General features: G+C 59.2%; 25 protein-coding genes and 2 tRNA genes. 22 read left to right on the plus strand and 5 right to left on the minus strand.

All coding sequences use genetic code 11. The annotated features are described in order from the left end of the window. Window positions 1-345 precede the first annotated feature (345 nt). On the minus strand, window positions 346-2,136 hold the full coding sequence (sppA, locus tag RMQ97_RS05500; protein WP_413659854.1) for a signal peptide peptidase SppA: 1,791 nt from the start codon (window positions 2,134-2,136) through the stop codon (window positions 346-348). 434 nt (window positions 2,137-2,570) lie between these two features. Next, a tRNA-Pro gene (locus tag RMQ97_RS05505) sits at window positions 2,571-2,647 on the minus strand. A 262-nt stretch (window positions 2,648-2,909) separates the two neighbouring features. Here RMQ97_RS05505 and RMQ97_RS05510 point away from each other — a divergent pair. The 10 genes from RMQ97_RS05510 (at window position 2,910) to RMQ97_RS05555 (ending at window position 12,557) form a co-directional block, all read left to right on the plus strand. Then, window positions 2,910-2,985, plus strand: a tRNA-Gln gene (locus RMQ97_RS05510). A gap of 958 nt (window positions 2,986-3,943) precedes the next feature. Next, window positions 3,944-4,732 (plus strand): DUF3450 domain-containing protein, encoded by a 789-nt coding sequence (locus RMQ97_RS05515; RefSeq protein WP_413659855.1) that lies wholly within the window; start codon window positions 3,944-3,946, stop codon window positions 4,730-4,732. 27 nt (window positions 4,733-4,759) lie between these two features. Continuing rightward, on the plus strand, window positions 4,760-6,139 hold the full coding sequence (locus RMQ97_RS05520) for a MotA/TolQ/ExbB proton channel family protein (protein WP_413659856.1): 1,380 nt from the start codon (window positions 4,760-4,762) through the stop codon (window positions 6,137-6,139). Window positions 6,140-6,162: 23 nt separating this feature from the next. Next, complete coding sequence (locus tag RMQ97_RS05525) at window positions 6,163-6,696, plus strand: MotA/TolQ/ExbB proton channel family protein (RefSeq protein ID WP_413659857.1); 534 nt, start codon at window positions 6,163-6,165, stop codon at window positions 6,694-6,696. Then, window positions 6,696-7,109 (plus strand): ExbD/TolR family protein, encoded by a 414-nt coding sequence (locus tag RMQ97_RS05530; RefSeq protein WP_413659858.1) that lies wholly within the window; start codon window positions 6,696-6,698, stop codon window positions 7,107-7,109. Before RMQ97_RS05525 ends, RMQ97_RS05530 begins: the two co-directional genes overlap by 1 nt. A gap of 15 nt (window positions 7,110-7,124) precedes the next feature. Further along, on the plus strand, window positions 7,125-7,529 hold the full coding sequence (locus RMQ97_RS05535; protein WP_413659859.1) for an ExbD/TolR family protein: 405 nt from the start codon (window positions 7,125-7,127) through the stop codon (window positions 7,527-7,529). 9 nt (window positions 7,530-7,538) lie between these two features. Continuing rightward, complete coding sequence (locus RMQ97_RS05540) at window positions 7,539-8,165, plus strand: energy transducer TonB (RefSeq protein ID WP_413659860.1); 627 nt, start codon at window positions 7,539-7,541, stop codon at window positions 8,163-8,165. Between the two features lie 236 nt (window positions 8,166-8,401). Continuing rightward, window positions 8,402-9,946 (plus strand): tetratricopeptide repeat protein, encoded by a 1,545-nt coding sequence (locus RMQ97_RS05545; RefSeq protein WP_413659861.1) that lies wholly within the window; start codon window positions 8,402-8,404, stop codon window positions 9,944-9,946. A gap of 325 nt (window positions 9,947-10,271) precedes the next feature. Next, the gene (locus RMQ97_RS05550) at window positions 10,272-11,726 is read left to right on the plus strand and encodes a tetratricopeptide repeat protein (RefSeq protein ID WP_413659862.1); all 1,455 of its coding nucleotides are present in this window, start codon (window positions 10,272-10,274) and stop codon (window positions 11,724-11,726) included. Window positions 11,727-11,948: 222 nt separating this feature from the next. Then, entirely contained in the window at window positions 11,949-12,557 is a 609-nt protein-coding gene (locus tag RMQ97_RS05555; RefSeq protein WP_413659863.1) for an energy transducer TonB, read from the plus strand. A 130-nt stretch (window positions 12,558-12,687) separates the two neighbouring features. Here the strand turns inward: RMQ97_RS05555 and RMQ97_RS05560 are convergent, their stop codons facing one another. The 3 genes from RMQ97_RS05560 to RMQ97_RS05570 all read right to left on the minus strand — a co-directional run bounded on the left by RMQ97_RS05560 (window position 12,688) and on the right by RMQ97_RS05570 (window position 16,773). Beyond that, entirely contained in the window at window positions 12,688-14,907 is a 2,220-nt protein-coding gene (locus RMQ97_RS05560) for a S9 family peptidase (protein WP_413659864.1), read from the minus strand. A gap of 155 nt (window positions 14,908-15,062) precedes the next feature. Continuing rightward, window positions 15,063-15,482, minus strand: a complete 420-nt coding sequence (gene msrB, locus RMQ97_RS05565; RefSeq protein ID WP_413659865.1) for a peptide-methionine (R)-S-oxide reductase MsrB — start codon at window positions 15,480-15,482, stop codon at window positions 15,063-15,065. After that, window positions 15,466-16,773, minus strand: a complete 1,308-nt coding sequence (locus RMQ97_RS05570) for an MFS transporter (RefSeq protein ID WP_413659866.1) — start codon at window positions 16,771-16,773, stop codon at window positions 15,466-15,468. Before RMQ97_RS05570 ends, msrB begins: the two co-directional genes overlap by 17 nt. A 192-nt stretch (window positions 16,774-16,965) precedes the next feature. Between RMQ97_RS05570 and RMQ97_RS05575 the strand changes: the two genes are divergently transcribed. The 12 genes from RMQ97_RS05575 to RMQ97_RS05630 all read left to right on the plus strand — a co-directional run bounded on the left by RMQ97_RS05575 (window position 16,966) and on the right by RMQ97_RS05630 (window position 26,571). After that, entirely contained in the window at window positions 16,966-17,400 is a 435-nt protein-coding gene (locus RMQ97_RS05575; protein WP_413659867.1) for a hypothetical protein, read from the plus strand. A gap of 57 nt (window positions 17,401-17,457) precedes the next feature. Next, a complete protein-coding gene (locus RMQ97_RS05580) occupies window positions 17,458-18,555 on the plus strand; it encodes a DUF2336 domain-containing protein (RefSeq protein ID WP_413659868.1) in 1,098 nt (365 codons plus the stop codon). Between the two features lie 178 nt (window positions 18,556-18,733). After that, window positions 18,734-19,246: a Na+/H+ antiporter subunit E gene (locus RMQ97_RS05585; protein ID WP_413659869.1), complete on the plus strand. Its 513-nt coding sequence runs from the start codon at window positions 18,734-18,736 to the stop codon at window positions 19,244-19,246. Further along, complete coding sequence (locus RMQ97_RS05590; protein ID WP_413659870.1) at window positions 19,239-19,565, plus strand: monovalent cation/H+ antiporter complex subunit F; 327 nt, start codon at window positions 19,239-19,241, stop codon at window positions 19,563-19,565. Before RMQ97_RS05585 ends, RMQ97_RS05590 begins: the two co-directional genes overlap by 8 nt. After that, a complete protein-coding gene (gene mnhG / locus RMQ97_RS05595) occupies window positions 19,562-19,933 on the plus strand; it encodes a monovalent cation/H(+) antiporter subunit G (protein WP_413659871.1) in 372 nt (123 codons plus the stop codon). Before RMQ97_RS05590 ends, mnhG begins: the two co-directional genes overlap by 4 nt. Continuing rightward, window positions 19,933-20,490 carry a DUF4040 domain-containing protein gene (locus RMQ97_RS05600; RefSeq protein ID WP_413659872.1) on the plus strand — a complete coding sequence of 186 codons (558 nt, stop codon included), beginning with the start codon at window positions 19,933-19,935 and terminating at the stop codon, window positions 20,488-20,490. Before mnhG ends, RMQ97_RS05600 begins: the two co-directional genes overlap by 1 nt. After that, complete coding sequence (locus RMQ97_RS05605) at window positions 20,487-20,930, plus strand: Na(+)/H(+) antiporter subunit B (RefSeq protein WP_413659873.1); 444 nt, start codon at window positions 20,487-20,489, stop codon at window positions 20,928-20,930. Before RMQ97_RS05600 ends, RMQ97_RS05605 begins: the two co-directional genes overlap by 4 nt. Continuing rightward, window positions 20,931-21,524 carry a cation:proton antiporter subunit C gene (locus RMQ97_RS05610; protein WP_413659874.1) on the plus strand — a complete coding sequence of 198 codons (594 nt, stop codon included), beginning with the start codon at window positions 20,931-20,933 and terminating at the stop codon, window positions 21,522-21,524. After that, on the plus strand, window positions 21,521-23,047 hold the full coding sequence (locus RMQ97_RS05615; RefSeq protein ID WP_413659875.1) for a monovalent cation/H+ antiporter subunit D family protein: 1,527 nt from the start codon (window positions 21,521-21,523) through the stop codon (window positions 23,045-23,047). Before RMQ97_RS05610 ends, RMQ97_RS05615 begins: the two co-directional genes overlap by 4 nt. A gap of 5 nt (window positions 23,048-23,052) precedes the next feature. Continuing rightward, on the plus strand, window positions 23,053-24,531 hold the full coding sequence (locus tag RMQ97_RS05620) for a proton-conducting transporter membrane subunit (RefSeq protein WP_413659876.1): 1,479 nt from the start codon (window positions 23,053-23,055) through the stop codon (window positions 24,529-24,531). Then, window positions 24,528-24,848: a hypothetical protein gene (locus RMQ97_RS05625; protein WP_413659877.1), complete on the plus strand. Its 321-nt coding sequence runs from the start codon at window positions 24,528-24,530 to the stop codon at window positions 24,846-24,848. The genes RMQ97_RS05620 and RMQ97_RS05625 overlap by 4 nt, the downstream gene beginning before the upstream one ends. Continuing rightward, on the plus strand, window positions 24,841-26,571 hold the full coding sequence (locus tag RMQ97_RS05630; RefSeq protein WP_413659878.1) for a Na(+)/H(+) antiporter subunit D: 1,731 nt from the start codon (window positions 24,841-24,843) through the stop codon (window positions 26,569-26,571). Before RMQ97_RS05625 ends, RMQ97_RS05630 begins: the two co-directional genes overlap by 8 nt. Window positions 26,572-26,623: the final 52 nt, after the last annotated feature.

A 26,623-nucleotide genomic window follows, 5' to 3' on the forward strand; every position in this document is an offset into this window, starting at 1 on the left:
AATCCCGGGCGCATGTTTGCGTCTCTTGTGTCCATCATGACCGCGGGATCCGTGTCCCCCGACTGTCTGCCCGTACGGTTTTCGGGTTACCCTTTTAGGGATGCGGTTTCGGGGATTGAATAGTCGGGAGCTGACATCGGAGATACGGTGTCACGTACCACGTCACGAGGAGGCGTGTTCATTCGCCCTTCCGAAGCGCGCCGGACCCTCTTCGCGACCGGACTGCACACAGTCCGGTCAGGGCCAGGTGAGACGCGGCACAGTGCCCGATCCAGTCTTGATCACCAGACAAACAAAAAGGCCCGCCTCAAAGAGGCGGGCCTGTCTGTGTGAGAGTGTGTCTGACTAGTGAGGAACCGGAGCCGTCGTGCGCATCTGCACACCCTGCTGGCTCATGTCCTGGCGGGCTTGCAGGGCCGCCTGGACTTCCGGCATTTCCATCAGCGCATTGAGGCGGGCTGCAGATTCAGCCGTCTCGGCGCTCAGTCCGAACAGGGCATAGAAGGCTTCCAGACCGGTCAGTTGTTCCGGGAAGCGCTTCAGATTGATGCGTTCGTCTTCCGCGATACCGGCAATCTCCCGCGCTGCGGCAATCGCCGTGCGCAGTCCGCCAATCTCGTCCACCAGACCGATTTCCTGAGCCTGAGCACCGGTCCACACACGACCGCGTGCAATTTCCAGAACGCGCTCGAGCGGCAGATCCCGACCGTCGGCAACGCGGCCCGTGAAGTCCTCGTAGATGTGTTCCATCTGGGTGCGATAGGCCTCACGCTGTGTTTCCGTCCAGGCTTCCTGGCTGGAGAAGGCGGTGGCAAACTCGCCACCCACAGACAGGGTTTCGACATTCAGTCCAACCATGTCGAATGTGCCGTCCAGGACGATCTTGCCCCCCAGGACACCAATGGAGCCGGTGATCGTTGTCGCATGAGCCACGACATAATCCGCCGGTGCGGCGATGTAGTATCCGCCCGATGCTGCGACAGTGGCCATCGACACGATGACCGGCTTGCCGGCTTCGCGGGCCCGGATGATGGAATTCCAGACCTGATCCGAGGCAATCGCCGATCCGCCCGGGGAGTCGACACGGATGATGATGGCGCGAACCTTGTCGTCTTCGGTGGCCGCTTCGATGGCATCGGCCATGGCATCGCCACCGATCATCTCGGAACCGCCAAAGGCCCCCGCTTCACCCGAGCCGGTCACGATGGCACCCTGGCCTTCGATCAGTGCAATGGTCGGACCGGGAGACCAGCTGCCCAGCGTCAGGGCATATTCGGCCAGGTCAACAAAATCACTGTTTTCACCGGCGCGGTCGAGGGCCGCCTCACGGGCATTGACCACGTGGCCGAGCGTGTCGACCAGACCGGCCTCCTGGGCGGCTTCTGCCGAATAGGGGGCATTCTCGAACAAGGCGTTGACAGCGTCGCTGCTGAGCTCGCGATCCGTTGCGATCTCGTCCACGGCCGTCTCGTAGATCGACGTCATGTAGGACAGCGTTGCTTCGCGGTGCGGCTCTGTAAATGTCGTCTGCGTATAGGTGTCGGCCGCATTCTTGTATTCGTGAAACTGCTCGAATTCCGGCTGGGCATTGAAGCGTTCAAACAGCCCACCCAGGAACATGACCTCGGAGGCCAGGCCCGAGGCCGCGAAGGCGGCTGTATCCTGCAGCCAGATCTCGTCGGCACCTGCGACGGCGAAATACCCGGTCACGGACGTGCCTTCAAAACCCTGGGCGTGTGCGATCACAAACTTGCCGGAATCCTGGAAGCTGGAAATGGCGGCGCGCAATTCCTCGGCAGCAGCCGGAGCCATGCCGAACTCATTGGCCCGCAGGAACAGGCCACGGATATTCTCGTCGCGCTCAGCGGCTTCCAGAGTGCGCACCACGTCCACCATCGAGGTGGCTTCGGCAAAGGCAAACGGGGAATTGCTCGGCTGATCGAGGCGGCCTTCGCGCAGATCCAGTGTGAGCACGGACCCGCCGTCTGCATGAGCGACGGTTGGCGTCTGGTTCAGACTGCTCGTCGCGGCGGAAATCATGCCAACGATTATGAAGATGGCGAGGATAAACGCCAGCATCGAGCCGACAACGACGCCGACGATCGAGCCAAAAAACGTGACCCAGAACTGTTTCATTCAAACACCCCAATACAATACGAGGCCAATCACCCCTCTTGGGCGATGGCATGTGTCATGCGCAGGCTGGCACCAAGTGTGTGCCGGGCCCACGCTCAAACCCTATCCGTGTGAGATCACGCCGCAGACTTGGCCTGTCGAACATGGTCCCCGGACACCTCCATGACATAATGTAGGCACTAAGCCGTTAAGGGTCGAGGGATTGTTAGGGGGTATGTCCCGCAGGCGTTGAACCATCCGCGGGGTGAAACATCCAGGCCACACATGGGATCTGTGACGTCCCGATGACCGGATCAGACCGCTTACTTGATAACCTCGAACACAGATCGCCCCGGTCACTGACGGTGGCGATCACAGTTGGGTGTAAACACGCGCTGATACCTCTCTCGGCACGAAACTGGGCGAGGATCAAAATAAAGGGGCGGGAAAATAGATGGTCGGAGTGGCGAGATTCGAACTCACGACCCCTGCCTCCCGAAGACAGTGCTCTACCAGGCTGAGCTACACTCCGAACCGAGGCGCGGCTTATAGCCAGTTTACTGACACGGTGCAACGCGCGAAAAACACTCTTGTGCAGCCCAATTGCAGACGGAGTTGCGATGGAGCCCGTTGAGGCGCGATGCAACCGTGTCATGGCGCGCCAGTTCAGCCCTTCAGGACAGGTGCGAGCGTGTGGAACTGCATCTGAGCAGCAATTCGACGCAGTCGGGAGATTGCATCCGGCAAATCACTTGGGTATTAAGCGCCCTCCGTCGCGAGAGACGGGACCCGGTTGGGGCATGGCGTAATTGGTAACGCAGCGGTTTTTGGTACCGAAGAGTCCAGGTTCGAGCCCTGGTGCCCCAGCCAATCACAATCACTTACATATCCCGCGATCTCTGGCGCCCCCCGCGATGTTATCTGAGCTCGGTTCGGATACCAGTGTCCTGTCAGCATGCGTGTTTTTGGTTCCTCACCAGTCGGTCAGTACGGGTCGGTCAGTACGGGTCGGTCAGTACGGGTCGGTCAGCCGGTTCGAGGCGTCATCCGCCCTGACCTCCAGACTTGGCCTCCGCTGACGGAGGAATGGGCAGGGATAGATCCGCATAACTCATGATGCAGGATTGAATGTCTGCGAGAGCCGAAACATGGGGGCGACCTTGCCATCGCCCAACCGAAAGATTGCCGCAGCGTGACCGCGACCTGTCCGTGCGAGTGCCCGGATGTGAGTGGTCGGCAAATCCGATTCACACAGAGCTTTGTTGTTTTACGCGCCTGAATATCTTGGTTTTCCGCGGTCGTTGGTGATTCTTGCCCATGTTTGAACATGCGTTGCCCGACGCCGTTTTGATGCCTCCACAGGTTGGTGTTAAATAAAATTCACAATCCGGAAGGGTGGTCGCCTCATTTCTGCCCAGTGTTATCGTCACACTTCTCTATTAGAACGCGAGCGCTGGGGGACAGCTGAGCGCCACACGCGAATTTTGATCAAATATGAGCAGTTAGGCATGGATTCTTCCGCTTAACCTCTATTGATCGAAGTCGCACGCGGGGTTAGCGTTCGCTCCGAACAAGCGGCGCATCCGCGCCTATGAGATAGTGGGTCAACCACTACGGATCGGAGGCGGGGCCGGACAGACCATGTGTTTGCAGTCCGGGTAACACTCCGTCGACATTTGATGGCTAAGCCGAACGTATCGGCTGCGGCATCGTGCCGTTTGAATGCTTTTAGGGGGCCGCTCCGGCAGGCTATGCCGGGTCAGCACGAATTTCAGTTTGCGGGGAGTCCGTTCCGGATGACCCGTATCGACCATTGTGAGGCGAGACTATGGTGAAGATGAAGGATATGGTTCGCACGTCGCTTATCGCGGCAATCACGGCTGGAGCCGTGAGCGCAACCGCCGGTGCTCAATCCGTGGGGAGCGTGATTGACGCCGCGGAACAAAGCACCACTGCGGGTCAACAAACTCAGGCCCGGATCGACCGCCTGGACGACCAGCGTACCGATGCAGAGCTCGAATACCGCGCCCTGCTGCAACAGATTGAATCTCAGCAGCTCTTTATCGAGCAGCAGCAGATCTTCATTCGTTCCCAAGAGAACGAATTCGAAAGCCTGAACCAGCAGCTGGCCCGAGTGGACAATATCGAGACCGAACTGGCTCCGATGCTCCGCGAAATGGTTGTCAGCCTGGAGAATTTCATCAATCTCGACCTGCCGTTCCGTCTCGAAGGTGAAAATGGTCGTCAGGCGCGCATCGAACGCCTGTATACGGTCGTTGATGATCCGAACATCTCCCCGGCTGAGCGTTATCGCGCCATCCTGAACGCTTATGAAATCGAAGCTTCCTACGGTCGTTTCATTCGTTCCTACGACGAGACAGTTCTCGACGAAGCCGGCAATCCGGTTCCTGTCGTGATCTTGCAGCTTGGCCGTATCGCTGCGATCCGCAAGTATAACGATGACACCATGACCATCCGTTATAACGGGGCCGACGACTGGCAGCCGCTGGCTTCGTCCTACCTGTCCGACGTCACCCGCGCGATCCGTATCGCCCAGGAAGTGACGACCCCGTCCGTCTACACGATCCCGCTGCCGGGACCGCAGGTTGCTCAATAAGCGCCCTCAGGAACGGAGAGTTAAGTGATGCAAAAGATCAAAACGCTTGCCGCAGCCCTGACCCTGGGCGTGGCTATGACCGCAGGCGCCCTGGCTCAACAGCCGGCGTCCTCCATTGGTGAACTGCTCAACCGCGTGCGTTCCGACGTGCGTGAAACCTCGCAGGAAAACCAGGAACGTCTGTCTGAGTTTCAGGCAAACACAAACCGTCAGCAGGCTCTGCTGCAAAACGCTCGCAACCAGCTGGCTGCACTTGAGCGTGAAAAAGATCAGCTCGAAGCTCAGTACGAAGCGAACCAGATCCGCAATGACGAGCTCGATATCGAGCTGCGTGAGCGCCAGGGTTCCTTCCGTGAACTCTTCGGTCAGGCGCGCCAGTCCGCTGGCGAATTTGCTGCCCTGATCGACAGCTCTATCGTGTCGTCTCAGTATCCGGGTCGTGCAGACGCCCTGGAAGAACTGGCTGACAGCCGTACGCTGCCGACCCGTATGGAACTCGACCAGCTGTGGCGCCTGATGATCGAGGAAATGATCTATCAGGGTCAAGTCGTGACCTTCCAAGCCCGTGTCAACGGTCTGGCCGACGGCCAGGAAGTCGACGCCACGCGCGTGGGTCCGTTCGCTGTGTTCTCCTCCTATAACGGCAATCAGCGTTTTGCGCGTTTTGCCCAGGATGAAACCACTGGCGTTTGGGCGCTGCAGGACATGGCGACACAGCCGCCGGCTAATTTTGTTGCCGGTGCCTCGAACCTCTACAATGCCGAACCGAACGAAATCGTGCGCGGCACGATCGATCCGTCCCGCGGCGGTCTCCTGGAGATCTACAAGGACGTTCCGGACCTCGGTCAGCGTATCGAGCAAGGTGGCCTCGTCGGTTACATCATCCTCGGCCTGCTGGCGATTTCTGTCGTCTTCGGTCTGTTCCGCCTGTTCTCTCTGGTGACCACGCAGATGGCTGTGTCTTCCCAGAAGCGCTCTTCCAAAGCCAAGAAGGGCAACCCGCTGGGTCGTGTCATGCTGGCTTACGAGGCGGCCAAGGACAAAGGCGTGGAAACTGTCGAGCTGAAGCTGGACGAAGCCATTCTGCAGGAAACGCCGAAACTCGAGTTTGGCCTGAACTTCCTGAAGCTTGGCGCTGGTATCGCACCGCTCCTGGGTCTGCTGGGTACGGTGACCGGTATGATCAAGACCTTCACCATGATCACCATCTTCGGTGCCGGTGACCCGCAGGTCATGGCCGGCGGTATCTCCGAAGCCCTGATGACCACGGTTCTCGGTCTTGTTGCATCCATCCCGCTTCTGTTCATCCACAGCTTTGCTGCGAGTTTCGCACGCGGTGTCCAGCAGGTGCTCGAAGAGCAGGCTGCCGGTATCGTTGCCCGTCACTCTGAAGAGCAGCAATCCTAAGGGATTGAACAGGAGGATCCGGTATGGATTTCAACGCCATCATAACCGGCCTCCAGGAGTTCCTCGAGCGTGGGGGCCCCGTCCTGACGGTGATCATGATCACCACCTTTGTGATGTGGGCCTTCATCTTCGAGCGGTTTGCCTATTTCTTCTTTGCCCAGCCGGGCCAAGCGAACCAGGCAATCCGGGAATGGACGGCGCGTGGGGACAAATCGTCCTGGTATGCACACGCCATCCGTGACCAACTCATCTCGGAGGTCAAACAGCGCTGTGACCAAAATGTCGAGCTGGTGAAAGCCCTCGTCGCGGTCGCTCCGCTCTTCGGTCTGCTGGGCACCGTGACCGGCATGGTTACCGTGTTCGACGTTATGTCGATTTCCGGCTCATCTGACGCCCAGGCCATGTCGGCCGGTGTCTCTCGGGCAACGATCCCGACGATGGCAGGCATGGTTGCCTCGCTGTCCGGACTGATCTTTGCCACCCAGATTGAACGTCTGGCCCAGCGTCGTGTCGCTGTGCTGGCGGACAAGATGGAACTGACTGAGGGAGAGGCCTGATGCGGCGTCGTCGTCAACAAGGTGGAGGTGATCAGGCCGAGGTCAATATGACCCCGATGCTCGACATCGTCTTCATCCTGCTCATCTTCTTCATCGTAACCGCCACCTTCCTTCAGGAAGCGGGCATCGACATGCGGCCACCGCCGCCGTCTGATGATCCGCCGCCGAACGAGGAAGTCGATCCGGCCATTATCGTTCAGGTCAATAATGACGATCAGATTTTCGTCAATCGCCTGCAAACCGAGCCGGACCGCGTTCTGTCTGCCATCAATAGTATTCGGGCCGAGGCACCCAATAGTGCCGTTGTTCTCGAAGTCTATGACGAGGCATCTCATGGCGTGGTGGTCACCATCTTTGACGAGATGAAAGTTAACGAAATCCCGGTGACGATTAATCGTCAGCAGGGTTCCTAGTCGGAGGGTATGGAAATGGCGCGACGCGTCAGTCGAGTAAATACCGACGAGGAAGATGTTGAGCTGAACATGACGCCCATGCTGGACGTCGTCTTCATCCTCTTGATCTTCTTCATCGTGACCTCCGTCTTCATCAAGGAGCCGGGAGTTGAAGTTGAGCGGCCGGAAGCCGTGATCACCAGTGATGAGCGTCCGACCATGCTGGTCGCCGTCACGGGTGAGAACGAGATCTTTATCAACCGGCGTGTGTATGAGCAGGCTCAGGTTCGTGGTATCATCGAGCAATTGATGGAAGAAAACCCGCGTGCTGAAGCCGTAATCCAGGGCGATCAGGATGCCGATATTGGCATTATCCTGGACGTTCAGGAGTTGCTCGGTGAGTTGGGCGTGGAAGTCAAAGTTTCCACCGTCGAGCCTTAGGAGGAGAGAATGGGTAGCAGTCTTCTTCGCCTTATTATCGGCATCCCGCTGGCCATTGCAGTCACTGTGGGAGTCTTCTGGCTCATGATCGTCAACATTCGTGTGGGTGATCTGGATCTGGATGAAGAGGCCACGCAGTACGACATTGTGATCAATCAGGAAGTCGCTGAGGTGGATGTCCGCCGCCGCGAAACGACGATTGATGACGTGGAAAGTGTCGAACCGCCGCCGCCGCCGCCGCAAATTGAACGTCAACGTGCGGAGCAACCGACTGAAGGTCTGTCGACCATCATTGGTGAGATTCCGTCCTTTGATGCCCCGACTCTCAATTCAGACAGTATCAGCTTCTCGGTATCCGATCGTGATGCCCAGCCGCTGGTCCGGATTGAGCCGCAATATCCGCCGCGCGCAGCTGAGCGAGGCATTCAGGGGAGTTGTGCAGTCCAGTTTGATGTGACACCGGACGGTACGCCGACCAATATCACGATCATGACCGGCCGCTGTGATAGCTCTTTGTTTGAGCGCGCTGCTATTCGTGCGGTGGAGCGCTGGCGGTATCAGCCGAGAGTTGAGGATGGTGTTCCGGTCGCTCGTCGTGGTGTCCAGACATCGTTCGAATTCCAGCTGGCTGACTAGAGCATAACCGCGCTCTGGATGGCAGAGTGTGGTAGACTGGCAAAGGATCCGGGCAGTGCCTAACAGGCACTGCCCGGGACCAGAACGACAAAAGGGGGAGGCCCGCATTGGGCGCGCTTTTGTCAAACTGAGTTTGGGGTCCGACCCGCATTGTCCAGGAAGGGCGCAATGCTGACAGGTCTGGATCAGGAGATTTAGAAGGCCCGCCGGCAACGGCAGGTGTGAAGGAGCCATCGATGATCCGCTTTAAGGGTTTCGATCTGACGGCATTGATGCGGACGACCGCCGTCCTGGCCGTTGCCGTTTCGTTGGCCGGTGTTGCGGTCACGGACGCGGACGCCCAGCGCCGCCGCAATAACAACCAAGAGCAAAGCGAGGAAGAGGCGGCTGCTGAACGCACTTTCTCCGCAGCGATTGGTCAAATCGTTCTTGACGCGCAGACAGCTCAGGGTGAGGAGCGTTTCGCAGACTCGATTACCTTGCTGAACCAGGCGCTCGGCAATTCTGATATCAATCCATATGAACGCTCCGTCTCGCTCCAGATGCGTGGACGTGCGTATTTCGAAACCGACCGAACCGCTCTCGCCTTGCGAGACTGGGAAGGTGCGATCGAAACCGGTGCCATGCTGCCGTCGGAGATTGTCAATCTCCGTGTCAATATCGGTCAGCTTTACATCATCGAAGAAAACTACGACGCGGGCATTCGCTCTTTTGAGTTGGCCATTCAGGCCGGTGCAGAAATGACGGCTCCGTTGTCCAAAATGCTGGCCCAGGCCTATGCGCAGGCTGAACGTTATCGTGACGGTCTGGTTCACGCTGAACGTTTCTGGTCGCTTCTGCCGACGGCTGAGCGCCAACGTGGCGATTACATGTTGATGCTGTTCTTCTACCAGCAGCTTGATGACATCCCGAACCAGATGCGGATCGTGGAAGCCATGGTCGGTCGCTGGCCGGACGACAAGCGCAACTGGACGTCCTACGCGTCTCTGCTGGCTCAGGTTGGACGTGAAAGCGATGCGTTTGAGGCCAATAAGGTCATGTACCTCAATGGTATGCTGACTGAGAGCCGCGAACTGGTCCGGATTGCCCAATACTATTCGTTCTACGAATACCCGTTCCGTGGTGCCGTGATCCTAGAACGTGAACTCAATGCGGGTCGTGTTGAGCGTAATCGGGAAAACCTTTCTCTGCTGGCCAATATGTGGCGTCAGTCTCGTGAGTGGGAGCGCGCTGTTCCGGTTCTGCGCCAGCTGGCGCAACTGACGGGCGCAGGCCCGGATTGGGAGAAACTGGGTGAGGCTCATTACCAGCTCAAACAGCTGGCCGAAGCCGAAACAGCGTTTCAGGAAGCTCTGGAACGTGGTGGTCTGAACCGTCCGGGCACGACCTGGACGCTTCTGGGCAATGTGCGTTACGAGCTGGGCCAGCGACAGTCTGCGATCCAAGCCTTCCAGCAAGGTACGAGCTATCCTTATTCCCGACGCACCGCTTCGGGCTGGGTAAATTTCGTTCGCAATGAGATCCAGGGCGAGATCAACCGGGCGGCACGTCGCGAGCAGATTTTCCGCGATGAATGCCGTCTGAACGTTGATGCGCTTATGGGGTCGGCCCAAATTCTGGGTACCGTTGCTATCGATGAGCGCACCGGCGAAGAACGCCTCGCCATCGAAGTGCCGGAACAGTGTCAGTCGCTCTACAACCAGTTCGGCGATGAGATCGAAGAAGTGGAAGAAGCCAGCGCTGAAACTGACTCAAGCGAAGAGAGCTCTTCTGCCGGCTAAGCCGTCTCTGTTTCCACCAAGTTTGATAAACGCCCTGGCCGCCCGGTCAGGGCGTTTTTCTGTGTTCGAATACATGTCGAGGTTGGGCGATGATCCCCGGTCGTGAAAATGGAGGTTTCCTGACGCAGCCTCAATCTCGGCAAGATTGAATCACACGCTGACTGCTATCCAGACACGACAAAGGCGGTGTGGGACTGGCTTTGCTCGGGATGGGCCCGTCCCAGCTGACAATGGGATGCGAGGGAGAGTCAGTATGAGCACGATGACGAGGCAAGGTGAGACATCAGGTGGACCAGGATCCAAGATGCGAGCAATCTGGATCAGATTGAGCCGTATCTGGCTGGTGTTCGGGTTGGCAATCACGCTGACGGGCCCTGCCAAGGCCGCTGAAGATTTCGGACACGGACGCACCTCTCTTGAACGTCCAATCAGGAACGACGTCAGCCTGTCAGATGGTGACTTACTGTCCAGCCGAGTGGGCGCGCGCATTCTGGAGGCCCTTGAAAGCCGCGAGGCGGAAGATCCCCATGGCGCAATCTCGCTGCTGAGCGAGATCCTGGAGAGCCCGGGGCTGAGCCCGTTCGAACGGGCGACCGTCCTCTCCCTGCGAGGCGAAACCTGGCATCAAACCGGTAATATCACAGGTACGATCGAAGACTTTACGCATGCGCTTCGATTGCAGGTTCTGCCGCCCGAGCAGGCTAATTCCATGCGTATCAACACGGCCATCCTGCTTCTCAGTCAGGAGGACTATGAAGCGGCGATCGGATGGCTCGAAGACGCCCTGGTCTTTGGATACCCGCTGGATGAAGAGATCGCCCTCTGGCTGGCTCAGGCGTATGCGGTCACCGAACAGTATGACGTCGGCGAGATGTATGCCCGCCAGGCCGTGCAGCTGGCACAAACCCCGGAACGAAGCCGGTTTTTATTGTTGATGTTCTATCTTGAGCGGCGCGCTGACATGTCTGAACAGCTGCATGTCATCGAACGTATGCTGGGATTGTGGCCGGGCGACAAGGAGGTTTGGGCGCGATATGCGAACGTCTTGAACGAGATGGGGCGTGAGACTGACGCTTTCCACGCCTATTCCGTCATGTATTCGCGGGGGTTGCTGGACACGGAGAATGAGATCATTCGGCTGGTCCAGCATTATAACTATCAAGGCTACCCCTATCGTGGTGGTGATATCCTTGAACGGGAAATCAATGCCGGTCGTGTCGCTGCAATAGCAGAGCATTACCGCCTCTTGGCACACTCCTGGCAATTGGCGCGGGAATGGAACCGGTCACTGCCTGTATTGCGGCGTGTGGCGACCCTGACCGGCGCAGGCGAGGATTATCAGACCCTCGCTGAGGCTTTGTATCAGGTACGCGACCATTCGGAGGCTGAGGCCGCCTATGTCCAGGCCCTGAATGTTGGTGGATTGCATCGCCCCGGTGATGCCTGGCTTCAGCTGGGGGTGATCCGGCAGGAACAAGGCAAGCCGCAGCGTGCGATGCTGGCCTTCGAGGAAGCGTTGTCATTTGAGTACTCCCGCGCCGCGGCACAAGGCTGGGTCTCATTCATCCAACGTCGACAGGCTGTGCTTGATGGTATGGACGCGCTGGAAGAGCAGCTGGACCGGGAACGCTGTGCGTTGAGGGTTGAGGAAGCACGACGCGGCTTCCAGATCGATCCCAATGCGCGCTTCGATACGGACGGACGCCCGATTCTGAATTTTGATGAGACGTGCCTGCGTTTCTATTCACCTCAGGGTGTGGCCTTGCCAGAACGAAGCTAGAGCAGGAACCACGCACTCGCTCCATCCCCAAAAATGACCTTAATCCAGCCGGTTTCATGCCATGTGACGCGGTCAGATTGAGGCTTCTGATTGCTCAACTTGGGACGAGCGATCAGGCCTGGACGGTGGCGATCCATGGGATATGGACGCCAGATGGTCCGGGCAATCGAAACGACCTGCGCAGTTCAGGGCTGTGATGCGTACGTCCGTGGGGAGACGACAATGTCACAACTAACCCGAATGCCGGTGATTCTGCCCTTGGCGGGGGTGGTCACGATCGGCGTGTTTATGGCCATGCGCGGCATGATCCAGGTGCCAGAGCTTCCGAGGCTGAACGAACCAGACCGCCCCAGTTTCGTGATCAGCGAGACCGTGGAACCCTATGAACCACACCGAAATGTGACGCCGGACCATATTGAACCGGTTACGCCGCCGCCGCCTGCACCCCGACTGGAGATCGCGTCGACGCAAAGACCGGGGGCGGAGACCATCCAGCTTGTTGCGCTCGCGCCGGAGGTTGAAGTGGGAGAATTCCAGCCCAACCGGTTTCAGGCCGTCGACACCGACGAACAACCGATCTATCGCGTGCCACCTGTTTATCCGGACCGGGCTTTGCAGCGCAATCTGGAGGGCCATTGTGTCATCGTGTTTGATATTACGGCGCAAGGGCAGACAACGAATGCCAGGGTAAGTGCGTGCTCGGACGCGATCTTTGGTCGGGCCTCGGTCCGCGCTGTCCAACAGTGGCGTTTTCAGCCGCGTATGGAGGGAGGCCAAGCCCAGATGCGACGTAATCGGCATGTGCGCCTGGACTTCCGGATTGGAGACTGAGCTGCGCGGCCGGGAGCTCGGCCCGTCGGCGCATTAAAAGCGCGACCTCATCTGTGTGAGGTCTGAGCACGCAAAAAAAGCCGCGGATCGCGTTCGATCCGCGGCTTTTCCCGTGTTCGCTCTCAACGGTCTAGTGACCGCTGTCCTCGCTGATTGTGTCCTCGGTCTCGGCCAGCTCAGCCACTTCGGCATCGGCCAGGCCGACAACCATCAAGGCGAAGGCATAATTCATGGCCACTTCGCGCAGGCTGTCGAACCGTCCTGATGCGCCCCCATGGCCAGCACCCATATTCATTTTCAGAAGGGTGAGGCCGTCATCCGTCCGGCGATCACGCAGGCGAGCGACGAATTTGGTCGGCTCCCAATAGGTGACACGCGGATCGGTCAGACCGCCCGTTGCCAGAACATGCGGATAGGTATGGCTGTCGAGCTGATCGTAGGGCGAATACTCCAGAATGGTCTGGTAATCGGCTTCGCTTTCGATCGGATTGCCCCATTCCGGCCATTCCGGCGGAGTGAGCGGCAGTTCGGCATCCGACATGGTGTTGAGCACATCCACGAACGGAACAGCCGCGATGACACCGGCAAACAGTTCCGGATCAAGATTCATTGCGGCTCCGACCAGGAGACCACCGGCAGAACCGCCATAGGAGACGATATTGCCCCGCGTGGTATAGCCTTCATCCACCAGGGCATTACCTGCGGAGACGAAGTCATGGAAGGTGTTAATCTTCTTGTCCAGCTTGCCGTCGAGATACCACTGATAGCCGCGTGCCATGCCGCCGCGGATATGGGCGATGGCAAAGACCATGCCCCGGTCCACAACAGAGAGGCGGCTGACAGAGAAACTCGCCGGAATGGTCGAGCCGTAAGAGCCGTAGCCATAGAGCATCAACGGCGCTGATCCGTCTATCGGCGTGTCGACATGGTGAAGAATGGTCACCGGAATTTCGACACCGTCATGACCGGGCGCCATGATGCGGCGGACGACATAATCGTTTGCGTCATGGCCGGAGGGGACTTCGCGGCGCTTGCGCAGGATGCGATCGCGGCTGGCCATGTCGAAATCATAGGTCTCGTCCGGCGTAGACGGGCTCTCATATGTGAAACGCAGGTTATCCGTGTCGTATTCATAACCGGCAGAAACGCCCAGCGAATAAGCTTCCTCGTCAAAGGCAATGTCATAGCTCTCGCCAGAGGCATAATGGGTGACCACAATGCGCGGCAGTGCGTTTTCACGCTCCATGCGGACCTGCCAGTCCTTGAAGCCCAGAACGGCATTGATCAGCACACCCGGACGATGCGGAACAACCTCTTCCCAGTTCTCACGGGACGGGTTGTCACGCGGGGCGGACATGATCTTGAAATCCACCGCGCCATCGGCATTGGTGAGGAAGTAGAGACGATCATCGGCCTCGGTCAGCTCGTACTCCATATTGTCTTCGCGCGCGGCGATGAGAATGGGGTCCGAGGTTGGATTATCGGCATCGACCAGTCGCAATTCATTCGAGGTGTGACCACCGGAGCGCAGGACGATATAGCCCCGGCCATCGGATGCGCCGACGGACAGGAAGAAGCCCGGATCTTCCTCTTCATAGATCAGATCACTGCCCGTTTCGCCGCTCACCTGGCGATAGATGCGGCGCGAGCGGCCATTATCATCACGCCAGACCCAGAACAGGGTGGAGCTGTCATTGGCCCATACGAAATCGCCGGTGGACTCCTCGGTCAGTGTCGAGACGATCGCGCCGGTCTCCAGGTCCTTGACGCGGATCTCGTAGTATTCCGAACCCCGGGTGTCGACAGCATAGGCGACATACCGATGGTCGGGGGAGTGCTGAATGGAGCCAAAATCGAGATAGTCGAAATCGGCGGCTTCGGCATCACCATCGATGAGGATCTGTTCCTCACCCACAACTTCACCGGTTTCCGGATCGACCGGACGACGCGAGAAGATCGGATACTGACCGCCCTCGCGGAAGCGCGAGAAATAGGCGAACTCGCCATCGCGGGACGGGACGGAGCTGTCATCTTCCTTGATCCGGCCCCGGATCTCCTGGAAGATCGTTTCCTGCAGGGCTTCGGTGGGGGCCATGACCGTGTCGAGATAGGCATTCTCGGCATCGAGAACATCGCGGATATCCTGTTGCAGGACCTCCGGCTCGCGCATGACTTGCTGCCAGTTTTCATCCTTGATCCAGAAATACTCGTCCGTGCGAGTGAAACCGAGCTGTTCGATCTCGTGCGGGCGTTGTTCGATTTCCGGAGCGGTCAGGATCTGGGCCGTTGTCAGCAAGGTCTCTGTGGTGGCCTGGGCCGTGTTGGCAGGCGTTTCCGCACTGTCAGTCATGTCAGTCTCCTGGCTGCATCCTGCAAGCGTGAGAGCGCAAAGCCCCACACTGGCTATAGAGAGCCGTTTGATGTGAATGGTACGCATGGTCCCCGTTATTCTCCCGTTTGAAATCCGTCGGCAATCCGGCGGATATGAGCCCCGTTCCCCTAAACTCAGTCCGTTGTGTCGTTCCCGCCGTCTTCTGCGTCGAAACCCAATACGCCGCCATTGACGCAAAAGCGCTGGCCGGTGGGTTGCGGACCGTCTGGAAAGACATGGCCCAGATGGGCGCCGCAATTGCCACAATGAATCTCGGTTCGCGGGACGAGAAGTTTGAAATCCGTCTTGGTTTCAATACCGGCATCGTCTTCAGTCTGATAGAAGGAAGGCCAGCCGGAACCGCTTTCATACTTGTGTTTTGATGAAAAAAGAGGCGTCTTGCACACGGCGCAGTGATAACGACCAGCGCGTTTTTCATCATTGAGCGGATGGGAGAAGGGACGTTCGGTGCCCTCCTCGAAAGCGATTTGATAGGTGTCGTTGTCCAGGGCGGCTTTCAGCGCGCGGATATCTTCATCACTCAGTTTTGGCATCATCATCCTCCTCGGCCGGGGGCAGGGCATGGGTCTGCCCGCGCTTGACCGATAGAATGGGGGTGAAAATCGCTATGGCAAGCAGAACCACACCTAGCCCGACCATCGGGATGAGCGCGGCCGAGCGGGCACCAATGGCGCCGACGACCGGACCCATCAGCAAGATCCCCGCCGGCATGCCGCCAAACAGGCCGAGTTGATAGACCGACATCACCCGAGCGAGCTTGTCCGGCGGAGCCTGTTCCTGAACAACGGCTCGGCTCAGGGAGATGGCGACACCGGCGCCCAGCCCCCAGGCCAGCACCAGCGGATAGATGCCCCAGAAGGGGATCGGAATGGCGAAAGCGCCCACCGCCAGAACGGTGACACCTTGTGCCAGAAGCACAGCACGGCCGGGTTTTTCGATGTGACCGAATTTGACGAGGGCGACATTGGCGATGAAGGCCCCGAGCCAGAAGACCACCATGAGGCTGGACAGGGCTTCAAAACTGGCGCCGTAGTTTTCGCGCAGCAAGATCGGGATCAAGACCAAAAACGCACCGCCCACGATGAAGACGCCGATGGCCACCATAATGGCCGTCATTGGCATCAGGACGGGCGAATGCAGAACCGCATCGAGACCGTCTTTCAGATCCCGCAGGGCATGACTGTCAGGGGCGTGGCGCTTAGCACCCAGTCGCGGCACAAAGGCTGCGGCCAGCCCGCCGATCACCAGTCCCACGCCTTGCATGAAAAACAGGGCCGCCGGGCCGATCGTACCGGCAAAATATCCCACGGCCATGCCGGCGATCTGAGCGCCGAACTGGACCGCGGACGCCATCACCACGGCGCGTTGCAATTCAATTCCGCCATGACGGGTGCGCGCGGAAATCCGCACAATCGGATTGATGGCGCTGTCGCGGGCCGGAATCACGAGGCCGCCGGCCACACCGACGGTCAGGGCGAAGATGACGAGGATGGAGTAGGATAATCCGCCCGTGGTCAACAGGGCGGCCAGGATCAAGGACGCAATTCCGGCACCCAGATGGCAGTAAAACAGGATGCCTCTTCGGTCGACCCGTTCCGCCAGAATTCCGGCCAGGGGCAGCAGAAGCGCCATGGGGGCGGTGAGGGCCGCCTGGGCCAGACTGAGCCGTTCGGGGCTTTCACCCAGGGTGAATGTGATCACGCCGGGGAAGAGTGTGGTCTGCAGGCCAAAGCCGAAAAACCATCCGGCGACGATGATCAGATATCCACCAAACGGAGGAAGACGTAGTTGGCGATTGCCGGCGAGGGGACGAAAGACAGGCAAGGATGGGCTCGCGGGTATCAGGCCGGACTCAGCCCTGGACGATCAAAAAGTCATGCATCTGGTGTATGCAATCAAGAGTTATATCACGTGTGTGTCATCGACAGCGGGCAGCTCGTGATTGGCCCGCCCGCCGCAGATAAGGCAAGACACCACTATGCAAAACCCTGCGACAAGGATCGAGGAGAAATAACAATGCAATGGCTTCGTTTGGGAACCGGACTTCTGCTGGCCGCCTTCATGGTCTTCATGGGGCTGCAAAAGTTCGGCGCCGATAATGCCGTGTTTGACTTCATCGCCACCCAGTCCGGCATTGCGCTCTTTGAGCCGGTTGTGCGCATGGCCACCGGTGTGGCCGAACTTCTGGCGGCCGTGTTGATCCTGGTAGGCCTGTTCGCCAATCGTTTGCGCGGCGTCGGCGGTCTGTTCTCACTGGCAGTGATCGGTGGCGCGCTTGTCTTCCACCTTTCGCCCTGGCTGGGCATCGTTGCCCCGGTGGGCTATGACGAAGCGGGCAATTATGTGTTCTCGCCTATGCTGTTCATGATGGCGGTTGCCTTCTTTGGCGTATCGGCCGTGGTGACATTCATCGAGCGTGAGCACCTGCCGATTATCGGAAAATCCGCCTGATCCGTCCTACCTTTCCTTAACGCGCTTGGCTCATGATGATGCGTTGAAATCCGTTGGATGGACACGATCATCATGGCCCACGCCGATATTCTCGATCTTGATCAGCCGGCCCCGCGCCGGGCTCGCCTGGTCTTGGCGCGCCGACTGACCGATATTGTCGGTCTACCAGAAAGTCGACTGACCCCGCGCGAGCGCTGGATCGTCGGGGATCTACTGCACGATATCCTGCGGGCCAGTGATGTGGATCTGCGCAAGCGCTGCGCCGAGCGGCTGGCCGATATCTCCGATGCTCCGCAACGCCTGTTGCGATTATTGGGATCCGATACATTCGAGATCGCCGCGCCCATTCTCGAACGATCGAAGGCCTTGAGCGATTTCGATATGATGGAGATCGCCCGTCTGGGGACGCTGGAACACCGCCTGACCCTGGCTCGACGCGATAAACTCTCGGCCGTCGTCACAGCTAGCCTCGTGGCCCACTCCGAACCGCCGGTCGTGGTGCGTATCCTGCGCAATGAGACGGCCGACATTGCGTCGCCGACCATGGACCATATCATTTCAGCTTCGAAAGATGAGGCGGACTACGCCCGTCACATCATCCGGCGTGCTGAATTGCGACCATCCCAGGCCTTCCGCCTGTTCTGGTGGAGCGAGCATGGAGATCGCTGCGCCATCATTGAGCGGTTCGCGGTCCAGCGCACAATCCTGATCGAGGCTGTGGAGGACGTCTTCTCCATGGCCGCAGACGAAAACTGGGCGGACCCGCTGGTCTCCAAGGTGCTGACCTATATCGACCGTCGCCAGCGTGACCGTGGAGCTGCCGAAGTCTCGCCCTATGGCTCGCTTGAAGGGGCCGCTGCCGAGATGGCCATGGATGGTCCTCAGCCCGGTTTGGTGACCGAAATTGCCAAGCTGGCGAGCATCAACCGCACGCTTCTGGTCAAGATGTTCGATGATATGGGCGGAGAAGCGATCGCAGTCCTGTGCAAGGCCACCGGATTGAAGTGGGACAGTTTCGAAGCCTTCTGGCGCGGTCTGGGCCGACCGGTCCCCAGTGCGATCAGTGAAGAGGCGCGCAAGGTCTATGACAGTCTTTCGGTCGAGAAGGCACAGACTGTCTTGCGGTATTGGAACCTGTCCATCGATACGGACTGAGCCGGGGCAGGCCCACCGCATTCCGTCCTTCCAAAAAGCGAGTTTCGCCTGTCAGGCGTAAAACCCCACATGATGTGCGGCTGATATTGCCTGTGCGTTTCTGACGCGGTTCGACTGGCCAACGCGCGACGGGACCGTTAAAAGCCGTTTCGATAGCGTTAATGCGCGGGGAGATTCCATGTTCTACGGCATCAGCCTGGGAGTGGTGCTTGTGGCGTTGTGGCTGGTTCTTTCGGGCCACTACACGACCGACGGCAGCCATCCGCAACTCATATTCCTGGGTATCGTCAGTATTCTGGCGGCCCTTGGCCTCACATTCCGCATGCGGATCATGGATCGCGAGACCGCTCCATTCGCATCCGCCGCCTCCCTGTTCGCCTATTGGGGCTGGCTTGGCGGCGAGATCGTCAAATCCAACATCATGGTCACCAAGAAGGTCATGGCTGCAGAGGTCGATATCGAACCGCGCCTGATTCGCGTGCCGGTTGATATGCATACCGATCTGGCCCGGTGCGTGTTCGCCAATTCCATTACCCTGACCCCGGGCACGGTGACGGTGGAGGTCGAGGCAGACGGTTTCCTCGTGCACGCCCTGGATGGTGATTTCACGGATCCGGCCGGGTTTGCCGATATGGGCGGTCGCTCGTCTACAGCGACAGACGGCAAGGATGAGGGAGCGACAGATGCTTGATCTCGAACTGGTCAATTTCATTATCGCCTTCGGTCTGGCTGTGGCCATGGCCATCATGCTGGCGCGCCTGTTTGCCGGTCCGACATTGTATGACCGCACCCTGGCGGCGAACTCCTTCGGCACCAAGACCGTTATCTTCCTGCTGGTGTTCTCGGCTCTGGTCGGACGCGGCGATGCCATTGACATCGCCTTGCTCTACGCGCTGATCAATTTTGTGGCGACGATCGCCATCCTGAAATTCTTCCGCTATCGCTCGCTGGATATCGCGCTCGCGCAGATGTCTCTGCGCAAGGCCGTGGAAGGGGATTTCGACAAATGACCGGGATGGAAATCTTCGATCTGGCCCGCTACACCGGCGCCGCGATCTTCATGGGTGTGGGCCTGATCTTCGTGCTTGCCGGTGCGATCGGTGTCATCCGCATGCCGGACTTCTACACGCGCATGCATGCCGCCGGTGTCACCGATACACTGGGCGCCGAGTTGATCATTACGGGCCTGATCCTCCAGGCCGGCGACTGGCAGACGGTGGCCAAGCTGTTGCTGGTCGGTCTGCTCTTGTTCCTGACGAGTCCAACGGCGACCCATGCCGTGGCTAATGCCGCGCACCGCGCCCAGCTCAAACCTGACCTGTCGCACCACAAGCCGGCGCATCCGAGTGAGGCTGGCAAGGGCGAGGAGGCGTCCTGATGATTTTCGACCCGACCCAAATCCTCGACTATACTTTGCTGGTACTGATGCTGGTGGTGGGCTTTGCGATTGTGCGCATGCGTAATCTGTTTGCGGCCGTCATGCTGACCGGTGTGTATTCGCTGCTATGTGCCGCCTGGTTCGTCTCTGAAGATGCCGTGGACGTGGCCTTCACCGAAGCGGCCGTCGGCGCGGGCATTTCCACCGTTCTGATGCTGGGCGCCATGTTGCTGACGGCACGTGAAGCCGATCCGGTATCGGTCAAGCGTCACTGGATGGCCTTCCTCTTTGTTCTGGTTGCCGGCGGTGCCTTGCTGTTCGCTGTTCCGGACATGCCGGTCTATGGCTCGATTGAAGCGCCGGTCAACGCGCATGTCGGTGCGGAATATATCGCCCGCACGCCCGAAGACATCGCCGTCCCCAATATGGTGACCGCCGTGCTCGCCTCCTATCGGGGCTTCGACACCATGGGTGAGACCATGGTGATCTTTGCGGCCGCGCTGGCTGTGATGTTGCTGCTGGGCTTCGGCGGCAAGAAGAAGGAGGACCAGGAATGAATCCGCACCTGATCCTGCGTGTTGTCTCCAAACTTCTGATCCCGATGATTGTGGTGTTTGGATTTTATGTTCAGTTCCACGGCGATTACGGTGCAGGTGGGGGCTTTCAGGCCGGGGTGATCCTGGCTGTGGCTGTCATCCTGTATGCCCTCATTTATGGCATGGATGCCGCACGTGCGGCTGTGCCACCCAGCTGGGCCAAATGGGGCGCGGCGGCTGGGGCCCTGCTCTATATGGGCGTGGGTGTGGTGACGCTCTTCACCGGCGGCAATTTCCTCGATTATGACGGTCTGCATCCCGACTATGCCCACCGGGCCGGTCAGCATATCGGCATCCTGCTGGTCGAGCTGGGCGTGCTGATGACGGTGGTTTCGGTGATGCTGATCATCTTCTACGCGTTTGCGGGACGCGAACCCGACATGTCCGACGAGGAGTGGTAGATGTTTGAGATCCTCGCAGATCGCGCGATCTATATCCCGATTATCGTCTTGATGATGATCGGCCTCTATATCGTGGTGGCCACCGGTAATCTGGTGAAGCGCCTGGTTGGACTGTCCATTTTCCAGACGACTGTCGGCCTTCTTTATATTGCGATGGGCAAGGTGTTTGGCGGTCAGCCGCCGATCCTCGTCTCGTCCTATGGTCATGGTGACAGCCACGGCGACGGACATGGCGATGATCACGGCGCTGAGGCCTATGCCAATGGCGCTCACGCGGATGCAGCTCATGCTGCCCCGGCCCAGGACGCGCATGAAACGGCAGAGCATGCCGCAGACTATGCTGCCGATGCCGGCGCAGACCATGCAGGTGACGCGGCGGGCCATGTGGCGGATGCTGCTCATTATGCGGCCGACACCGTGCTCTATTCCAACCCATTGCCGCACGTTTTGATCCTGACCGCGATCGTTGTGGGCGTGGCGACCCTGGCCGTGGGCCTGTCGCTGGTCGTCCGGATCCGCGAAGCCTATGGCACGATCGAGGACACGGCGCTCACCGAGGCTGACTACGCCGCCGAATCCGGGGGACGGGAATGATTGATTTGATCGGGGCGCTGACCCCCGCAGGGATCGCCCAGCACGCGGTGGCCCTGCTTGTTGTCGTACCGCTGATCATGGCACCGATTGCCGCGTTGATGCCCAATGGCCGTGCGGCCTGGGGCGTGACACTGGCGGCGGCCATTGTGACCCTGTGGATGGTGGGCGTGGTGTTCGGCCAGGTCCATGCTGCTGACCTTGTCTCCTATGCCATGGGCGGCTGGGATGCTCCGCTCGGTATTGAATACCGGGTCGACCGTCTGACCCTGCCCGTTCTGGGGCTGGTGGGTGTGCTGGGCCTTCTGTGTGTGATCTATGGCCTGCCCAGCGTGGCGCAGGAAGTGGCCCGCGATAAACAGGCCTTGTTCTACTCGGCCTTCCTCGTGTGTTTTTCCGGCCTTCTGGGCGTGGTCGTCACCGGCGATGCCTTCAACGTCTTCGTCTTTGTCGAGATCTCCTCGCTGTCGACCTATGCCATCATCGCCATGGGCGCGGCACAGGACCGACGGGCTCTGACAGCGGCCTATAACTATCTGATCCTGGGTACGATTGGCGCGACCTTCTTCGTCATAGGTGTTGGTTTCCTGTATATGGCCACCGGCACACTGAACATGGCGGACATGGCCAATATCCTGCGTGAAAACGGTCATGACCGGGTCACGCAGGCGGCGTTCGCCTTCATCGTTGTGGGGCTGGGCCTGAAATCGGCCATGTTCCCGCTGCATGTTTGGCTGCCCAATTCCTATGCTTTCGCACCCAATTTCGTCACTGCCTTCCTGGCCTCGACGGCGACCAAGGTGGCCTTCTACGCGCTGATCCGGTTCGTCTTCGGTGTGTTCCATCCGGACGCCGGTTTTGTGATGGTCTCGCTGACCTGGGTCATCGCCGTGGTCGGCGTGATCGGCATGCTGGTGGCCTCTTTCCAGGCGATCTTCCAGGTCGATGCACGGCGCTTGCTGGCCTATTCATCCGTGGCCCAGGTGGGTTACATGATGCTGGGCATGGGTGTGGGTACATCGGCCGGACTGTCGGCCGGTCTTCTGCACCTGGTCAATCACGGCATGATGAAGGGCGCGCTCTTCATGGCGCTTGGGGCCTTCGCCCTGCGCTTTGGCCTGCGTCGCATCTCTGATCTCAATGGCATGGGCAAGCTGATGCCGGCCTCGTCCGTGGCCCTGACCATCTCCGGTCTCAGCCTGGTCGGCGTGCCGCTGACGGTGGGCTTTACCTCGAAATGGTATCTGGTCAGCGCGGTGCTGGATCGCGGCTGGTGGTGGGCCGTGGCAGCAATCATGCTGTCTTCGCTGCTGGCTCTGGTCTATGTGGCACGCCTTCTGTCTGCTGTGTGGCTGCAACCGGCCCCCACGCATCATGGTGAGGCCCTTGCACCGCGCCGCGCCCCCTGGGCGATGCTGGTGCCGATGTATCTGCTGGCGATCGCCAATATCTGGTTCTTCCTGCAATCCAGCCCGCTGGTCAGCCTGACCCAGCGTGCCGCTGCCGCAGTCCTGGGCGGAGGATAATATCCATGTGGACGCCTGAACTCTCTCTGGCCCTGGCCCTGGGGCTTCCTGCACTGGGCGCGGTCGCGGTCGGCCTTCTGGGGCGCTGGCCCAATCTGCGCGAAGCCGCAACCCTGGTGACCGCCGTCCTGCTGGCCTTCAATGTCGCTTATCTGGTCGAGATCGCGCATTCCAAGCCGGAACTGAAACTGGCGGAAATCGCACCGGGTTTGGAACTCGCCTTCAAACTTGAACCGCTTGGCGCCGTGTTTGCTGCGGTCGCTGCCGGTTTGTGGATCCTCAACTCGCTCTATTCCATTGGCTATATGCGCGGGAACAACGAGAAGCATCAGACCCGTTTCTACGTCTGTTTCTGTATTGCCATCGGATCGGCCATGGGTGTGGCCTTGTCGGCCAATCTGCTGACGCTCTTCCTGTTTTACGAAGTGCTGACCCTGTCGACCTTCCCGCTTGTGACGCACAAGGGCGATGCCAATGCTTATCGCGGCGGCCGGATCTATCTGTCCATCCTGCTGGGAACGTCCATCGGCCTGCTGCTGCCGGCCGTGATTACTACGCATTTCGTGGCCGGGGGCTCGACAGCCTTTACGGAAGGCGGTCTCCTGGCCGGACAGGCCAGCCCGTTGGTGTCCAGCGTTCTTCTGATCCTGTTTGCCTTTGGTATCGGTAAGGCCGCGTTGATGCCCATGCACCCCTGGCTGCCCAACGCCATGGTGGCTCCGACACCCGTTTCCGCTTTGCTGCACGCCGTGGCGGTGGTGAAGGCCGGCGTGTTCTCCATTTTGAAGATCGGGACGTATATATTCGGCCCGGCGCTGTTGGCGACGACACCGGCGGCGGACGCTCTGGCCTGGATTGCCGGGATTTCCATTGTACTGGCGTCGATGATCGCCATGACCAAGGATAATCTCAAGGCGCGACTGGCGTTTTCGACCGTGTCCCAGCTCTCTTATGTCACGCTGGGTGTCATGCTGGCCTCACCCCTGGCGTTGATGGCGGGGGCCTTGCAGATCGTGATGCATGCCTGGGGCAAGATCACGCTCTTTATGAGTGCCGGTGCGATCTATACTGCCTCCAAGAAGACCGAGATTTCGGACATGAACGGTCTGGGTCGTCTCATGCCGGGCTTGTTTATCGCCTATACAATTGGCGCGGTCTCGATCATCGGCCTGCCGCCGATGGGAGGGATGTGGCCGAAACTCTTTTTGATGCAGGGGGCTCTGGACGGTGGCCAGGCGGCTCTGATCGCGGTGCTCGTGGCGTCCTCCCTGCTCAATATCGCCTATCTCCTGCCTTTGACGGTGCGGGGCTTCTTCGTGAAGTCTGAAACGGTCAAGCTGAAGAAGACCCCGCCGGTCTTTGTCATCCTGCCGCCGGTCATCACGGCCGCAGGCACGGTGGTGCTATTCTTCCTGATAGGTCCGCTGTTTGATTATCTCGCACCGGTCTTCGGACTGGCCGAATACGGGGAGGTGGCCCAATGAGTGCACCCACGCCTGAACAGGATGATCTGATCCATCCGCTGGCCAAGGCGCTGACATGGACGGAAATGCCGGCTGTGCGCAATGCCATGTTCTTTGTTTTCGGTATCATCACCCTTGGCCTGGCGGCTGTGGATTTCTTTATCCACCGTCACGAGATCTTCCACTCCGAACCCGGCCAGACGATCGAGGCCATTCCCGGCTTCTACGCCTGGATGGGCTTTTTGTCCTTCGTGGCCGCTGTGTTCATCGGTTGGGGGCTGCGCTTCCTGATCATGCGCCCGGAAACCTACTACAACCCGGAGGCCGGCGATGAGTGATCTCCTGGCTCAGATTTCCCCGGCCTGGCCGTTTATCATTGCCGGTCTGATCGCGGCGCCTGTGCGCATGTCGCTAGTCCGCAAGGGGCTGGCGCTTATGGCGCCGATTGCCGCCTTCATTATCTGGATGAGCGTGCCGAGCGGTGACCATACCGGGGGTGTGATCGAACTGGGACCGTTTGTCCTGGAAACCTTCCGCTTTGATGGCCTGTCCCGGATCTGGGGCTTGGTCTTTATCATCGCCGGTTTCATCAATGCGATTTATGGCCTGCACCAGAAGGACCGTATCGAAGACGTGTTCGGTCTGATCTATGCCGGTGCGGCGCTGGGCGCGGTATTCTCCGGTGATCTGCTGACCCTGTTCTTCTTCTGGGAACTGACTGCGATCTCGTCGGTCTTCCTGATCTGGGCGTCCCGGTCAGCCGTGTCTTTCAAGGCCGGGCTTCGCTATCTGGCGATCCAGGTCCTGTCCGGCGTGCTTTTGCTGACAGGAGCCGTGTTCCAGGTTGCCGAAACCGGAAGCTGGGCCTTCAACGAGATCGGTCTGGATGGTCCCGGCGGGATCTTTATCTTCCTTGCCTTTGGTATCAAGGCGGGTTTCCCGCTGCTTCACAACTGGATCCAGGACGCCTATCCCAAGGCCACGATTGTCGGCACGGTGATGCTGTCCGGCTTCACCACCAAGCTGGCCATCTATGCGCTGGCGCGGGGCTTTGCGGGCACGGAAATCCTGATCTGGATCGGCATGATCATGACGGCCTTCCCGGTCTTCTTTGCGGTGATCGAGAATGATCTTCGCAAGGTCCTGTCCTATTCGCTCAACAACCAGCTGGGCTATATGGTTGTCGGCGTGGGTGTCGGCACCGAGCTCGCCATCAATGGCGCTGCCGCTCACGCCTTTGTCCACATCATCTACAAGGGCCTCCTGTTCATGAGCATGGGTGCCGTTCTGATGCGGACGGGAACGGCCAAGGCGTCCGAACTGGGCGGGCTCTACAAATCCATGCCGCTCACAGCGGTCTGTTGTCTGATCGGTGCGGCCGCGATTTCGGCCTTCCCGCTCTTTTCCGGATTTGTGGCCAAGGCCATGATCCTGTCAGCCCTGGCCTATGAGGCGAGCTATCACGCGATCTACTTCATCCCGTGGGTGGTTTTGATCTTTTCATCCGCAGGTGTGCTGGAACATGCCGGCATCAAGGTGCCGTGGTTTGCCTTCTTCGCGCATGACAGCAAACGTCGTGTGCGGGAAGCTCCGGCCAATATGCTGATCGCCATGCTGATTGCGGCCTTCCTCTGTATCTTCCTCGGCGTGAATTACGGCGTGCTCTATGATCTCCTGCCCTATGGGCCGAGTTATGAGCCCTATACGGGCGAGCACATACTCACTCAGATGCAATTGCTCATGGCCGCGATCTTTGCGTTCGCCTTCCTGGTCCGCATGAAATGGTACCCGGCCGAGATGAAGGCTGAGAATCTCGACACAGATTGGATTTATCGTCGTCTTGGGGATGGTTTCTTTCGCTGGCTGTTCTCGGTGACGGGGCGTCTGACCGCGTCCCTGGCCAATCTTTGGACGACCATTCGTACACGTCTGGGCGGTCGCATGTTCAATGCCTTCAGCCCGATGGGGGCGCTTAGTCGCGATATCCCGTCCGGACTGTTGGCGATCTGGGCGTCTGGCCTGTTGGCGATCGTGTTGATCATTGCCTATCTCGCGCCCTGATCCATCAAGGGTTTGACCCACCCGGACCCATCGTAATGCCCCGCATCCACTA

Origin of the sequence: Maricaulis sp. D1M11 (assembly GCF_047308265.1) — a bacterium.
Lineage (GTDB): Bacteria > Pseudomonadota > Alphaproteobacteria > Caulobacterales > Maricaulaceae > Maricaulis.